Genomic DNA, 15,027 nt, shown 5'->3' with positions numbered 1-15,027 from the left:
GGCTGGCGCCGTCACAGATTACACAAATATTGATAGAGCTCCGCGTCCCGCTGATCCGGCGTAAAGCGCGGGCAGCTGTGGCACTGCTGGCTCAGCGTGCGGTAGTGCTGCAGTAAACCAAGTTCACGCAGCATGCGCAGCCAGCCCATCGGGCCATAACACTGCTGCTCATAAATTTTGTCGCGGATGCTTTTCACGTCCACGCGCAGCAGCGTGGCGTTAAGGTCACTGTAATCCGGGTGCTTTTTGGTGCCGCCGACCTGTTTGAACAGGAAATTGCGCTCGTAAAACGCAGCAACCTTCTCTTTGACCTGAATAAAGATGTCATCCACCTGTTCAATGAAAATGGTGTAGATCATGATTTTCAGGTACAGCATAAACACGATGTTTTCACTGTCTGCCTGATAGCGTACCGACAGCGTGCCAAGCTCTACCACTTTGCGCTTTTCCAGCTGCAGGGCGGCCATCTCTTCACGAAAAAGTTTGCTGCACGGCAGACAGTTATTGTGATTGGCGATGACGCTTAGCGTGCCGAGGATATCCTGGCCTTTGCGGGCGAGAAACAGCGTGCTTTCCGGATTCAGCAGCCCTTCGTTATAGAGAAAAATTGAGCGTTTTTCCTTAACGATTCCACTGCGCCGGTACTGTTCGTTGGTCACCTCCATCCCTTTAAGGAAGTCAATCAATCCGCTTGCCGGTGTAATGCTAATGCGCTGATCGATACCATTAAGTATCCTGCACATTCTGTGGGTTCTTTTTGTCAGTACGCCATCAGAGATAGCGCTGCTAATCACTGATTTCCTTGTTAAATGCACTGTAATCCTCAACCAGTCCACATTAAAGTTTCGCTAATATAATAAATATAATTTAATGATTGAATAAATTTTTGTTGCAAATTTAGATCGTCAGAAAAGCGTGGCGGCAGGGGATAAGGCGCGTTACAGGGGAGAAAATACCGGCGGTAACAACCGGAACGACAGCAGGGTTAATGATTAGCGTGATTTAATATTCGTGGCGGGGCCAGCAGCATGGCGCTTGCTGATTTCAACGCCTCGTCGCGACAAAGGATTTTAACTGGTCAATAAACGCTCTCAGCGAGGCCGACATATGGGGATTGTTAACGTAATAGAGATGAAGACCTGAAAACACTGCAGACCACTCGCCCAGTACCTGCCTGAGTTCGCCGCGTTCAATCCAGGGTTGTGCGAACTGATCGCTGATATAGGCCAGCCCGGTTCCTTTCAACGCGGCGTCGAGCACAAAATCCGTTTCGTTGGCGGTGACTATGCTTTCAACATTCACGCTGTGCGCGCCTTCCGGCCCATGAAATTCCCAACGTTGCAGCACCCCGGTATCGGCCCAGCGATAGGTGAGGCATTGATGCTGGCGCAAATCCTGCGGATGTTGTGGCTCGGGATGGCGTGAAAAGTAGTCCGGGGAACCGACCACAATCATCCGCATGTCGGGCGTCAGCCGCACGGCAATCATATCCTGCTGCACGAGTTGTCCCGATCTGATGCCGGCATCGAATCCCTTGCCGACAATGTCTGTCAGGCTGTCATCAATGACCACATCAAGAGAGACATGCGGATAGTTCTCCCTGAATGACGGCAGCATGGGCGCAATCAACATGCGGGCAGCAATACGCGGCAGATTGATGCGAATCCGTCCACGCGGCTCCTCCTGACAGGCACCGACGTCCCTGACGGCCGAGGCGATCTCCGCCATCGCCGGCATCAGGCGATTGAGCAGGGCCTGTCCTGCTTCTGTCGGCGCCACGCTGCGGGTGGTCCGGTTGAGTAACCGGCTACCCAAACGCTCCTCGAGCGCGCGGATGGTATGACTCAGCGCGGAGGGCGACACACCCAGGCGCTGCGCCGCCCGTCTGAAACTGCGTTCCTCCGCGACACACACAAATGCCCGGAGTTCGCTATATTCGCTGCCTTTCATTATTGCTTCCCGGCTCAACAAGCTGTGTCGATTATAGCGTATTGTTATTCATAATCAGAAGCCGGAGACTAACAACACCAACAAAATTAATGACCTGGAAGGGCTTTACGATGACAAAATACATGCGACGCTGGGAAACAGACGCCATCGGGCGCGATAACCTCGAACTGAGAACGGTCGCGATGCCGGTTCCGGGTCCGCAGCAGGTGCTGGTGAAGGTTGAAGCCGTCGCCCTGAATCACCGGGACAAGATGGTAATTGAGAATGGCCGGGGCCTGCCGCTTGCGTTTCCTTTTACACCGGGGTCCGATCTGGCCGGCGTTGTTGTTGGCCGGGGGGAAGGGGTCAGCCGCTTCAGCATCGGTGACCGGGTTATTTCAACGTTTATGTCCGACTGGATCGACGGTGTGCGTCCCGGCGATGCGCGCACGCCGGCCTATAAAACGCTGGGCGGCTATTATCCCGGCGTGCTGGCTGAATATGTGGTTATGCCGGAAGCGTGGCTGGTTACCGCCCCCGCGACGCTTAACCCGATTCAGGCTGCCACATTGCCCTGTGCCGGTCTCACCGCCTGGTTCGCGCTGGTCGAACGTGCCGGCGTGCAGGCTGGCGATATTGTACTGATTCCCAGTACCGGCGGGGTTGCCCTGTTTGGTTTGCAGATTGCCAAAGCGCATGGCGCGCAGGTGATTGTCTCCGGCAGAGCCAGCAATGCCGACCGGGCAAAAGCGCTGGGGGCCGACCATTATGTGGATCGCCACCGTGAAGACTGGATGGAGGAAATTTACCGCATCACCGCCAACCACGGCGCCGATCATATCCTTGAAGTCATCGGTGGCGATCACCTGGGGAAATCCGTGCAGCTGGCGGCGGTCGGTGGGCACATCTGCCAGATCGGCGCGCTTGAGGGCTTTGACTTTAGCTCACCAGCAATGCCGCTGATGATGAAAGACGTGACCCTTCATGGTATCGGCACCGGTAGCCGCCGCGCACTCACGCGCCTGATTCGTGCAGTTGATCGGACCGGCATAAAGCCGGTGATCGACTCGGTGTACGCGTTTTCTGACCTGCCATCAGCGCTGGACCATCTGGACCGGGGGCATTTCGGTAAGGTAGTCATCACGCTGAGCAGCGAGTGAGACGCGCGCTGTTCGCTGGCGATTTATGCAGCATTCACCCGTCGTCCAGCGGCCATCGCCACGCATGACATCATTACCGCCTTTAATCCTGAAAATCCCGTCGCTGATTATGTGCTTAACTTAGCGTTGACACGGCAACAGGGTGAAACATGACGTTTAAAAGGAAAAATGAAGCGGCAATCATTTCAGGTTCCTCGCTGCTGCGCAGTATTTTGCTGTCCGGCGGATTGCTGATATGCGCGATCATTGCGCTCACCCTGTGGACGCTGCGCGAAGACTGGCACGGCGCGGTGCGCCAGACGGAAGAGATGGCGGTCAATCTTTCCCTGTCACAGTCACGTCAGGCGGAAGATACCGTGCTCCAGACCGAACTGGCCCTGCGTGAAGTGCAGCGCGACCTGCAGGCGCAGCCGCTGGAAAAGCTAAACGCCGCCAACCTGAGCCAGATTATGCGCGATCTGCAAAGCCGTCTGCCGCAGCTGCATGGGCTGTTTTACTACGATGAGCAGGGACGCTGGATCGCCACCTCCACGCGCAGCGTGCCAGTGGGCACCAACAACTCTGACCGTGAATATTTCCGCTATCACCGCAACAACAGCCGTGACAGTTTGCACATCGGCCCGGTGATTCGCAGCCGCAGCACTGGCGATCTGGTTATTCCGGTTTCCCTGCGCGTCAGCGATGCCGCGCGTGATTTCAAAGGCATCCTGTTAGCCACCATTAAAGTGGATTATTTCCGCCGTTTTTACAGTTACTACGAGCTGGGGCCACGTGACGTGCTGGTACTGATGCTGGCAGACAGCACGGTGCTCTATGCTCGTCCAATGCCCGACAGCTATATCGGCAAGAGTCTCTCCGCCAGCCATCTGTTCCAGCAGATGCTGGTGAAAGCCGATCGCGGCAGCGGCGAGTGGAACGCGGCGCTGGATGGCCAGGTGCGCATCTTCGGCTTCGCCAGCTCAGAACGCTATCCGCTGGTCGTCGCGGCGGGTTATGACAAGCGCAATCTGTATCTGCGCTGGGTGAAAGGGCGACTACAGGATATTTCCCTGAACGTGGCGCTGCTGGTCGCGATTATCCTGCTTGGACTGTTTGTCATTCGTCAGGCTCGGCATAGCCAGCATTATCAGGAAGCACTGCTCAAACTAAAAAACGACCTCGCCGATGCCAATCACCATCTGGATCAGCTGGCGTTTTTCGATGGGCTGACCGGTCTGGCTAACCGCAGACAGTTTGACCGCTTTTTGCAGAATGCTTTGCATAATCTGCGGGAAAAATCAGCGCCGGTGTCGCTGATTTTGATGGATATTGACTACTTCAAACACTACAACGATCGCTACGGGCACGTCGCAGGCGATCACTGTTTACGCCAGGTGGCCGACGCGCTTAAACGCCTCAAGCTACGGCAGAGCGACATGGTCGCGCGCTATGGCGGCGAGGAGTTTGCCATCATCCTCGCCGGTGCCGATCAGCATGCGGCGCTGAATATTGCGCGTCAGGCAGTACAGGCGATTGCTGACCTGCATCTGCCTCACGCCGCTTCCGCACTGCCCGACGCGCAGGTGACGCTCAGCGCGGGCTGTGCGACCACCTGGCATGACGATCAGGCCGGCAACCTGATCGAACATGCTGATGCGGCGTTGTACCAGGCCAAGCATAGCGGACGCAATCAGGCGCAGGCCTGGCGGGCAGTGAGTGATTAACGGTTAAAACCAGGAATGAAGCGTGAAACATCGACTTCCATAAACTGCGAGCGCTGGAAGTTGTGTTTCAGGTCATACGGCACCGTACAGTCAAAAATGGTTTTACAGGTAATGCCATGGGCGCGAATCGAGTTGCTGAAGGCCGGATCCTGTGAGGGATCGAGCGGGTGACAGCGCACGCCCGGAATAAAGATGGTATCCGCGTCGCCCTGATAACGCGTGGTCATCGCCCAAATCACGTCATTTAAGTCGAACACATCAACATCTTCATCGACCAGGAACACGTGCTTCAGCTCTGAAAAGGCCGAGAAAGCCAGCAGGGCGGCCTGACGCTGGCGTCCCTCATCCTGCGGGCCGCGCTTATTGATTTGCAGCACCGCAACATATTTCCCGGTGCCTGGCGAAGGGCAATGTACATTCTTCACCAGACCCGGTAACGCACGCTCAACCATATCGAGAATGCTGGCTTCGGTCGGGATTCCGGCCAGATTGGTGTGCTCGTCGCTCGGTCCGATGCAGGTTTGCAGGATGGGGTTTTTGCGGTGCGTCACGGCTTTGACTTTAATCACCGGCACTGCCGCCTGCGCTTCACCGGTATAACCCGGGAATTCCGGCATCGCTTTACCGCTATGGGTATGCTGATCTTCCTGTACGCGATAATCCGGCACCAGTTCACCCTCAATCACGATCTCTGCATGGGCAATGGCGCGGGCATCAACGGCGACACCCTTAACCAGCTCAACCGCCCGACCGCGCAAGCCCCCGGCTATCGCCAGCTCATCAAAACCGAGCGGTGTGGTCGGCGGCTCGAAACAGGCACCAATTTCGATGGCCGGATCGACGCCAATACTGATGGTAATCGGCAACGCTTTGCCCGCCTGCTCAGCCTTGATGCGGAACTGATCAAGATGGCGGCCCGGTACAAAGTACATCGAGATCTCATCTTTGCCCTGCACACACAAGCGGTGAATAGTGACGTCATGTTCGCCGGTTTCCGGATCGGCGGCATAACACATCCCCATGGTGAAATAGGGGCCGGCATCTTCAGGCGTGTTGGTTGGCGCGGGCAGCAGGCGGCGGATATCAAAACCGTCGTCCGTGGCGAGGTGCACCACTTCCTGACAAACCGCCTGCTGCTGGCTTATTTCCACCGGCGCAATGGCGTTGTGTACCGATGAACGCAGCAGATGCGCCAGCTTTTCTTTCGGCACTCCTAGCAGGCGCGCCACGCGCTGCCGTGAAGCCAGCAAACCAATTAGTACGCGAAAGTTGTCGTAACCTTTGATGTGATTAAACACCATCGCCGGTCCGGTCTGCGTGGGACGCATCACGGTACCGCCCGCGCCAACGTAACGATAGACACCGGACAGTTCCGCTTCGGGATTCACCGGTTCATCAGTCTCAATATACTCACCATCAAATTGTTTCAGCAGTTCGATGGCAGAGCGCAGATCGTAAACCTCACTGCTGTGCGAAGAGGGAGATGTGTTTGACATAGGCTGTTCCTTAGTTTGAGAGTGTCTGGTCATCACTGGCGGGATGCAAACCCTGCCAGCGCGTGGCGCCAGCAGTGTCGATACCAAGCTGATCCAGCACGCGACCCACGATATGATTTTCCACATCGGCGATTGTGGCCGGATGGTTGTACCAGGCCGGCACAGGCGGAATCAGGCTGACGCCCATGCGTGACAGCGCCAGCATGTTTTCCAGATGAATGGTGTTAAGCGGGGTTTCGCGCGGTACCAGAATCAGTTTGCGCTGCTCTTTCAGGACGACATCAGCGGCGCGGCCAATCAGCCCTTCCGCATACCCGCTGCGGATACCGGCCAGCGTTTTCATGCTGCAGGGAATAATCACCATCCCGTCGGTGACAAATGAGCCCGAAGAGATAGTCGCGGCCTGGTCACCGGCCGGATGAAACACATTGGCCAGCTGTTTGATGTCGTTGAGAGAACAGTTGGTTTCATGTTCCAGCGTCACTTTTCCCCAGCGTGACAAAATGAGATGCGTTTCGATGTGCGGAATGTCCGCCAGCTGCCGCAGTAATCGCAGCGCGAGTGGGGCACCGGTGGCACCGGTTACGCCGACAATAATGCGCATAAGGCCTCCTGTGAAAGGCAAAAATTTTCCGGCGCGTTCCTGCCGTCGCCGTCCTGCTGGCAAAGATAATGCGCTCGCTAATCATGGTCTAATTGGTATTATGGTTTTATTAATAACGAATCCTTATCAGGTGTGGCATGGATTACCGTAAGCTGCGTTCTTTTCTGGCACTCGCCGATACGCTGCATTTCGCGCGGGCGGCGGCAGTGGTCAACCTCACGCAACCGGCATTGTCTCAGCATATTCAGGCACTGGAGCAGCAGTGGGGCGTGAAGTTATTTGCGCGCGACAAGCGTAAGGTGAGTCTGACGCGCGAAGGCGTATTGCTGCTCGGGGAAGTCCAGCAGACGGTGCAGCGTGTGGAGCATCTGCAGGACACGATTAAGCAGGTGGCCGCCGGGCGACGCGGCATGTTACGCATTGGCTATGTGGGCACGTCCATGCTGGAGCCGGCGCTGGTCAAAATTATCCGTGCCTTCAGACGTGATTTTCCCCAGATCGCGCTGCAACCCGTGGAGTACAGCGTCAACCAACAGCTAAGCCTGCTGGAGAGCGGCGATTTGGATATCGGCATCCTGCGCGGGCCGCTGCCGGAACGTCGCCAGATTAGCCGGCAAATTCTGCATCAAACCTCGCTGTGTGCGGTGCTGGCCGACGACCATCCGCTGGCGCAGCAGGCCTGCGTCTCGCTGGCTGATTTGGTAGCGGAGCCGCTGATTTTGCAGGAAGATCCGGAAGGTATCGGGCTGGGTGGCGCGGTGCTTAATCTCTATACCGCCGCCAGGCAGATTCCCGCCAGCGTGCTCCGCGCGCGCGATGTGGCCACAGCCGTTGACCTCGCTGCGCTGGGTCTGGGCGTGACCTTCATCCCCCACGCACCGGAGAGATTTTTGCGGCAGGATGTGGCACTGCTGCCGCTGGCGCAGCAGGATGTCACGACGGCACTCTACCTGTGCTGGAAAACCGGCGCGGCCAACCCGGAGATCCGGCGCTTTGCCGGGTACGCGCAGTCACACTATGGTGATGAACCCGCTGCGTAATCAGCCGGCCATTCCAGCCTCAGCGGCGTTATGGGGATCAATATGGCGAATTGCTATGCCATATCGGCTAAGTTGTGATTCACTGACGTCATCTATTGTCAGATTATGCGTGAGAAGCGCAGTCATGAAGCCAACACTGAATCAGCTAATGAGTTTTTGTACCGTGGCAGAAGTGGGGAATATAGGCCGGGCAGCAGAAAAGCTGAATATTTCGCAGCCACCGCTAAGCAGACAAATAGCCCAGCTCGAACGTGATGTGGGTGCGAAACTTTTTACCCGTAATGCCAAAGGCATGAAACTTACCTTTGCCGGCGAGCAATTTTTAAAAGATGCTTACGCCGTATTAAGAATGATGCAGCAGGCGTGTAATAATGTGCAGGCTGTTTCAGAAGGGCAAATGGGATTGATTAAGCTGGGCGCAACCATGTACGCATCGTACAGTGTGGTGCCGCAACTGGTCATGAAACACAGAATGAATTACCCCAGTATTGATCTGCAATTTCAGGAAATGATCCCGACCGGGTTAAACGCTGCGCTGGAGGATGGGCGGCTGGACGTTGCGATCAGCTTTTCGGAAGTCACCAGCTCCGCGATTAATTCGCTGGTGTTATTGCGTGAACCGTTAATTGTCGCGCTACCTGCGGATCATCCCCAGGCCAATGTTGAAAATTTCACCCTGGAAACGCTGGCCAATGACCCGTTTATCATTGTGCCTCGCCCTATGTCGCCGCTGCTTTATGACAGGATTTTTAATCAGTGCCTGAAAGCCGGTTTTAGTCCACATATTGGCGTTGAGGTTTCGGTCCAGCAAACCATCGTTAATTTCGTCGCTCATGGATTAGGGGTGGCCATCATTCCGGCAAGTATGGCGACGGCGCAGATAAGAGGCATTAATTATCGGAAAATTGCGGACGCAAATACTATCGAAAATATCCTGATGTGGTCTTCTGGTAATAAAAATCCAGCGCTGGAACACTTTGTTAACCAATGCCGTGCCCTCGCAGAGGAGTTAAGCACGGCATCGGACACCCGCATCAGTTCTTAGCAATCACGATTTCGATCAGGCTGGGTTTACCGCTGGCGATAGCCTCCTCGACAGCCGCAGCGATCTGTGAAGCCACCTCAATCTTACGCGTTTTCAGCCCCAGCGCGGTGCCAAGTGCCTGATAATCAATCACCGGATCTACCAAATCCATGGCGATAAAGCGATTGGTTTGCGCCGACGTATAATCTTCTTTAGACCGCATAAAGTGCTTAAGAACATTATATTCAGTATTGTTCATCACAATAAAGGTTACCGGCAATTGCTCATGGGCGGCGGTCCACAGCGACTGAGGCGAATACATTGCCGCACCATCCCCCACAAAACAGACAACAGGGGCTTTGCCCAGTCCGAGGGAATACCCCACAGCAGCGGGCATGCCCCAGCCCAGACCGCCACCGCGCATAAAAGCATATTGATCTGCTCTGTGACTCGACAGCGAGCTACGCAGCGATTTTGAGGTCGCAATGGCCTCGTCAACAATTGTTATATCCGGACCAATAGCGCGCGCGGCCTCAAATGCGGCGATCAATGGCGTGATCTTCGTGGCCGACTGCTGCTCTTGTACCGACTGTAATAAGTTCTCTTTAGTTTGTTCGAACTGTGCTGCCGCAGCCGCGAAACGACGCTGATAATCCGGGCGATTATGCGCGGTAGCCTCTTTCAGCTCAGGTAGCAGCACCGCCAGCGATAATTTAATATCGCCGAGAGTTGAGAGCTCGCTACGATAAGTTCGTCCCAAATCGCCGGCATCAGCTGAGAGCTGGAACACTTTACAATGCTCCGGCACGGCACGCCCCTCGGTGTAGAGGATGGTGATGAGCGATTTACCGCCGAGCGCAAAGATTGCATCGTATTGATCAAGCGCTTTGGCAATGTCCGTCGCCTGAGTAGAGAGATTGCCTCGCCACAGAGGATGCGCGGTGGGATACGGAATCCGATTCGGCCAGGTTGAGCCATAAACGTCAGCGGCCAGCAACTCAGCCAGTGCGACAACTTCCGCAGCCGCGCCGCTTTGATGAATCTCATCGCCGGCAATAATCGCGACCTTGCCAGGGGTGAAGGCGGCTAACTTTTTGGCTAACAGCGGCAGTGAACCTGCGACCGCTTTACGATCAACGTTAGACGGCGCGCCGATGTCAACGGAGCTCATGGCTTCCATCACATCCATCGGTAAAGAGAGGAAAACCGGGCCTTTAGGCGCAGCGTCCGCATCATGAAAAGCACGGCGAACCAGGATTGGCAGCTGGTCAACGCTGGTGACTTCCTTCGACCATTTGGAAAAAATCTTACCCATACTCACTAAATCCCCCAACAGCAGGGGATCGGTGATGCTGTGGCGTAAATCCTGCTGGCCAGCCGTCACCACTAATGGCGTTTGCGAGCAAACCGCATTGTGCAGATTCCCCATGCCGTGTCCCAGACCGCCGGCCGTGTGCAGATTGAGAAAACCAGGCTTCCCGGCAGCCTGCGCGTAACCATCGGCCATCGCAACCGCACTGGCTTCCTGCAAGGCAAGCACATAGTTGATGTTGGGATTTCGGAGCAGGGCATCCATGAACGGTAATTCAGTCGTACCTGGGTTACCGAACACATACTCAACGCCTTCACTCTCTAACACTTCCAGCAGGACATCACCACCGCGGCGTACCGGGGTGTCGTTTAATTTTGCAATGGGTTTATTCATCGTTGTTCACCTCTGACTATCGGTTAATAATCCGCCAGTTTCCGGGCTGAATTTATCTTAGAAGCAGGGTGAGCGTTGATTCCAATACTAAGATTGGCCGGTTTGATACCCTAAAAGGTATGGCAGTGAGATGAAGCAGGCGGCGCGGTACTTTGTCAGGGAACTGGCAAAGGTACCGCGTCATTAAACAGCACCTTTAGGTGGCAGGGCAGTTGAGCAGGCCGCCCACGGGTAAACCAGGCAAATCGTTATTCTTTAGCGTTCTGTTGCCCTACAGCATGTCTTTGGGTTCGTGAACCAATTGTTAAACCAAATGATGCTGAAATCATAAAACCAGGCAGACTACAAATGATCACGAGATTAAGCCCATTTGTGCAGTACCCTTCCTGTGAAACAGGAACGAATTAACGCACAAAAATCCCAGCCTACACGGAGTTATTCTGGCCGTGCATGAATAAATTTCTTGTTATTATTTCCAGCCCACATTCGTACATATAATCTTTATCTGTTATGAAGAAAGGACTGTTTTTATTTAACTGAGATAGCGAGCTCTCCTGCTGTTCTTCAAGGACAAAACCGACGGTAAATTTTGACGCAGTCATCAAGGCGAGCGTCGCATCCTGCTCAGCAATGCCATGGCGCATCAGAACGCCCAATTTTTGCTCGAGTCTACCCGTGTCGTCACCAGGTACATGATAAGCATGCAGACGTGCACCGTCACGATAACAAAGCAGGGCCTGACGAAATGATTTCATGTTGTTTATAAAACATTTTTTTAGATTTTCATCTTCATCAGGCAACGGAAAATCCCTGTGTGACTGCATAGCTTCAACGGCCATAGCCTGTAGCAACATCTCCTTATTTTTGAAATGCCAGTACAAAGCGGGTTGCTCTACAGACGGGGATAAAGGTCAGGATCACAATCAGCATCAGCGTGATAATCAGCGTGTCGCGCATGGGCATACTCCTTTTATTCCGGCATGCTGCCGAGGTGAATTGTCCGGTCGGCCGAGGCAATTGTGGATGAACGGTGAGCGATAATAACCCGCGTGATGCTCAGGCCGCGTATGGCCTCGTTTATTAGCGCTTCGTTATGTTCGTCCAGATGGCTGGTTGCCTCGTCCATGAAAAGAATGGCGGGACGGCGATAGAGTGCGCGAACGATGAAAATGCGCTGACGCTGGCCGCCCGAGAGCCCCTCGCCCAGCTCGCCTGTCAGGGTGTCATAGCCCATCGGCAGGGCCATGATATCGTCATGGATATGGCCAAGGCGGGCGCAGGTATGAAGCCACGCCTCGTCAGGTGAGTCGCTGAAACCGGTCATGTTTTCGCGTAATGACCCGGCAAACAGACGGTCCTCCTGCAGTATGCAGGCCACGGCGCGGCGGTAGTTGTTCACGCCGGCGGAGTGGATATCCCGTCCTCCGGCCAGCACGCAGCCTTCACCCGGCGGGATAAGGCCGCTCAGCACTTTCATGAGTGTGGTTTTTCCGCACCCTGATGGGCCGGTGATGGCCACGCTTTCTCCGGCAGCCACCGTGATATTGAGCCCCCTGAAAATGGCCGGTGACTGTGCATCATGACGAAACATGAGTCCTTTTGCCTCCAGCGCGATGGCGACACCCGCAGGGTACAGGTCTGCAGCGAGGGCGGCCGGCTCGGACTCAGTGTGGGCGATGTCTGCAATACGTTCTCCGTGCAGGGAGAGCATGCCGAGACGCAGAAACATGTCAGTCAGCGACAGTGCCCGGGAGGTGAAAATTTCACGAAATACCCCGAAGGCCACAAACGCCCCGAGTGAGAGCTGATGAGTCATTACGGCCCCAATGCCAAGCCAGAGGATAACCACGTTGTCCAGCGCGTTCGTCAGACCGCTGACCGTACTGAAAAGAATGTCAAAGCGCCGACGGCTGACGGCAGCGTTTGCGGCGTCTACTTCAAGTGTCAGCCAGTTCCGGCGGCGCTGCGATGTCAGACCCTGCGCGCGTAGCGTGGCGATACCCCACAGCGATTCGGTAAAGTGAGAACCGGCCGCCGCGTTTTTTATCAGTTGCTCCTCCGTCAACTGGCGGTAGCGAGGAAAGGCAACCACCCGCATTGTTATGGCGATCAACACAAAGCACGTAACCACACCCCACAGAAGCGGGCCTCCGTAGCCTGCCAGCAGCACGCAAGACCCGAGGAGCATGATGCCGTCAATGACGCAGCCGGTGACATCGTGGACAAAAGTGTCGCGCAGCACGTCCAGCGAGCCGAAACGTGACTGGATGTCGCCTGTACGACGCTGGGCAAACCACGGAAGAGGAAGTCCCAGAAGATGCCGGAGCAGGCCTTCCTTCCACTGAACGTCGGTGAGCGTGTCCGTCACCATCACCGTCCACGCACGGATGAGGTTAAGTCCGGTCTGAAGCAGGATAAGTGCTCCCAGAGACAGGCAGACCAGTTCAAGCAGCCCCCGGTCGGAGGCGGGAACCACGTGATCCAGGGCAATCTGCGTACCCACGGGCAACAGCAGACTGATGCTTTCGATCATCGCGGACAAACAGAAGATTTTGACCAGGGCAGTGCCGAAGCCGCGTATACCGCTCATCAGTTCGGCAGGCCTGACGCGGGGCAGTTTTTTTTTCCGGCAGAAGCCGCGGCCGGGCCAGAGCTCCAGCGCCGCGCCGGTAAAGTTTTCCGACAGCGTTTTCCTGCTGACGTTTAGCCGTCCACGGGCCGGATCGTGGATCACGGCCCGGTCGCCACTGAGGCTGACCAGCACCACAAAATGGCTGAAGCTCCAGTGCAGAATACAGGGCAGCCTCAGGTCCGAAAGCTCATCAAGCTCAAGTGATAAAGCCCGGCCCGCCAGTCCCACCTCCCCGGCAATGGTGTACAGAGTGCTCAGCGTGGCGCCGCGAGACGAGATGCCACCCCGGCTGCGCAGGGCAAACAAATCTGCGTGATGGCCGTGCCAGCCTGCCACCATCGCGATACAGGCCAGCCCGCATTCGGCAGCTTCAGTCTGCAGAATCAGGGGGGCACGCCGGTAAAGTGAGAAATTGAGACGGCGTAATAGCCCTTCAGGTCCGTTACTGTTCACTCACCGCCTCCTGCGTGCTGTCCCGCATGTCATAGAGTGGCGCAAGTACCCACTGCCACAGTTTTCGTTTCTCTAGAAACAGCGTGCATTCCGCGCGCAGCCCGTTTCCGGGCCGGAGGCGGTGTCCCTGCCAGACAAAGTGCGTCACATCAGGCGTGACGGTCAGTCGGTACCAGGTCTCGGATGTGCTGGCGTTTACGGCAGGCGCGCCGGACCAGGATGCCCTTTCATGTAGGGTCGCCGGGGCTGAAGATATCTGCGTGATCCGTCCGGGAAACTGACCAAACTTTTCTGCCGGAAAAGCGTTATACCGTATGTTGACCGGTGAGCCTGCCTTAATGAATGGCACGGCGCTGTCCGGCACCCACATGACCAGTTCCCAGCGGGGAGTTGCGAAAGGAATAACCTGTGCCAGGGCGTCGCCGACGCTGACCGACTGTCCAGATGTCAGGCCGGCGATATCTACCCGCCCGTCCACCGGCGAAGTCACGACCAGCGTTCCCGCCGCGTCGTCCAGGGTTTCCTGGCGAACCAGATCGCTGCGCTGCATCTCCATGCGAAAAATATCGTTATCAAAATCAGCGGCGCGCGTGCGGATGTCGCCCGTCAGAGCCAGCAGCTGCAGAGCGCTCAGCGTCAGCAGGTCGTTCTGCTGCTGATAGTAAAGAGCGGCCTGCTGGGAGAGCTGGTCCCGGTTGATGAGGCCCGCGCGCTGATAGCGGCGATAGCTGTCCATATTCTGCTTCATTTCCTTCAGCCCCTCTTCGGCCTGGTTCAGTACGTCAGCCGAGTGCGACAGCGCCGCCGCATAACTGGCTTTCTGTTGCTCCAGGGTTTCCAGCGTGACGCGTTTGTTTTCACGCAGGTGATTAATGATGCTCTCAACGCTTTTTATCTGGGCCTGCGTATTCTGCCGCTGCTGAAGGCTGACCACGCCGGATCGCGTCGTATGGCTGACGTCAATTTCATAAAGAGGCTGCCCTTTTTTTACCTTGTCACCTGCACTGACCAGACGGCTGATAATAAACCCCTGTCCGGGGGCGGTGACCCGGACTGGGCCGGGCAGGGAGGCCAGCTCCCCGCTAACGGTCACCCGACGGGTATAGCTGCCGATGCAGAGAAACAGTGCAAGCACGATAAAAAAGAGCGCGGTGAGGGCAAGATGCACCCAAGCGGGAAGGCCGCGGGCCAGCAATGCCCGACCATTCCAGAGTCGTGACCGGTGACTGAGCGCCGCTGCACGATAGAGGGAGTCCATGAGTATCCTGAAGAAATAAAAGC

Annotated in this window: 12 protein-coding genes; 4 read left to right on the top strand and 8 right to left on the bottom strand. The window is 55.9% G+C overall.

Annotated features, from left to right (window positions below):
* Window positions 1-11: 11 nt before the first annotated feature.
* Window positions 12-743, bottom strand: coding sequence for a hypothetical protein (locus tag C1Y43_RS05545; RefSeq protein ID WP_146068645.1), 732 nt, complete (start codon window positions 741-743; stop codon window positions 12-14).
* Window positions 744-1,044: 301 nt separating this feature from the next.
* Window positions 1,045-1,950, bottom strand: a complete 906-nt coding sequence (locus tag C1Y43_RS05540; RefSeq protein WP_104187333.1) for a LysR family transcriptional regulator — start codon at window positions 1,948-1,950, stop codon at window positions 1,045-1,047.
* 110 nt (window positions 1,951-2,060) lie between these two features.
* Here C1Y43_RS05540 and C1Y43_RS05535 point away from each other — a divergent pair, with 110 nt between their 5' ends.
* Together C1Y43_RS05535 and C1Y43_RS05530 are read left to right on the top strand one after the other, a co-directional pair.
* Entirely contained in the window at window positions 2,061-3,089 is a 1,029-nt protein-coding gene (locus tag C1Y43_RS05535; protein WP_104187773.1) for an NAD(P)-dependent alcohol dehydrogenase, read from the top strand.
* 149 nt (window positions 3,090-3,238) lie between these two features.
* The gene (locus C1Y43_RS05530; protein WP_058759152.1) at window positions 3,239-4,792 is read left to right on the top strand and encodes a sensor domain-containing diguanylate cyclase; all 1,554 of its coding nucleotides are present in this window, start codon (window positions 3,239-3,241) and stop codon (window positions 4,790-4,792) included.
* On the opposite strand, the gene C1Y43_RS05525 is transcribed toward C1Y43_RS05530, so the two are convergent.
* Both C1Y43_RS05525 and C1Y43_RS05520 read right to left on the bottom strand, forming a co-directional pair.
* Window positions 4,789-6,288: a UbiD family decarboxylase gene (locus C1Y43_RS05525; RefSeq protein ID WP_021509403.1), complete on the bottom strand. Its 1,500-nt coding sequence runs from the start codon at window positions 6,286-6,288 to the stop codon at window positions 4,789-4,791. The genes C1Y43_RS05530 and C1Y43_RS05525 overlap by 4 nt on opposite strands.
* A 10-nt stretch (window positions 6,289-6,298) precedes the next feature.
* Window positions 6,299-6,892 (bottom strand): UbiX family flavin prenyltransferase, encoded by a 594-nt coding sequence (locus tag C1Y43_RS05520; RefSeq protein ID WP_104187331.1) that lies wholly within the window; start codon window positions 6,890-6,892, stop codon window positions 6,299-6,301.
* Between the two features lie 137 nt (window positions 6,893-7,029).
* On the opposite strand from C1Y43_RS05520, the gene C1Y43_RS05515 reads away from it, so the two are divergent.
* A complete protein-coding gene (locus tag C1Y43_RS05515) occupies window positions 7,030-7,932 on the top strand; it encodes a LysR family transcriptional regulator (RefSeq protein ID WP_104187330.1) in 903 nt (300 codons plus the stop codon).
* Window positions 7,933-8,056: 124 nt separating this feature from the next.
* Window positions 8,057-8,977, top strand: a complete 921-nt coding sequence (locus tag C1Y43_RS05510; protein ID WP_104187328.1) for a LysR family transcriptional regulator — start codon at window positions 8,057-8,059, stop codon at window positions 8,975-8,977.
* Here the strand turns inward: C1Y43_RS05510 and C1Y43_RS05505 are convergent.
* From C1Y43_RS05505 to C1Y43_RS05490, 4 genes are all read right to left on the bottom strand, one after another.
* Window positions 8,967-10,661, bottom strand: a complete 1,695-nt coding sequence (locus tag C1Y43_RS05505) for a thiamine pyrophosphate-binding protein (RefSeq protein ID WP_104187326.1) — start codon at window positions 10,659-10,661, stop codon at window positions 8,967-8,969. The genes C1Y43_RS05510 and C1Y43_RS05505 overlap by 11 nt on opposite strands.
* 425 nt (window positions 10,662-11,086) lie before the next feature.
* Complete coding sequence (locus C1Y43_RS05500; protein WP_104187325.1) at window positions 11,087-11,515, bottom strand: TetR/AcrR family transcriptional regulator C-terminal domain-containing protein; 429 nt, start codon at window positions 11,513-11,515, stop codon at window positions 11,087-11,089.
* Window positions 11,516-11,631: 116 nt separating this feature from the next.
* Entirely contained in the window at window positions 11,632-13,746 is a 2,115-nt protein-coding gene (locus C1Y43_RS05495; protein ID WP_233209797.1) for a peptidase domain-containing ABC transporter, read from the bottom strand.
* Window positions 13,736-15,004, bottom strand: a complete 1,269-nt coding sequence (locus C1Y43_RS05490) for an HlyD family secretion protein (protein WP_104187323.1) — start codon at window positions 15,002-15,004, stop codon at window positions 13,736-13,738. Before C1Y43_RS05490 ends, C1Y43_RS05495 begins: the two co-directional genes overlap by 11 nt.
* Between the last annotated feature and the right edge of the window lie 23 nt (window positions 15,005-15,027).

Source organism: Pantoea sp. ICBG 828, assembly GCF_002928355.1.
In the GTDB taxonomy this organism is placed as follows: Bacteria; Pseudomonadota; Gammaproteobacteria; order Enterobacterales; family Enterobacteriaceae; genus Pantoea; species Pantoea dispersa.
This window is presented reverse-complemented; position numbering and strand designations above follow the sequence as displayed.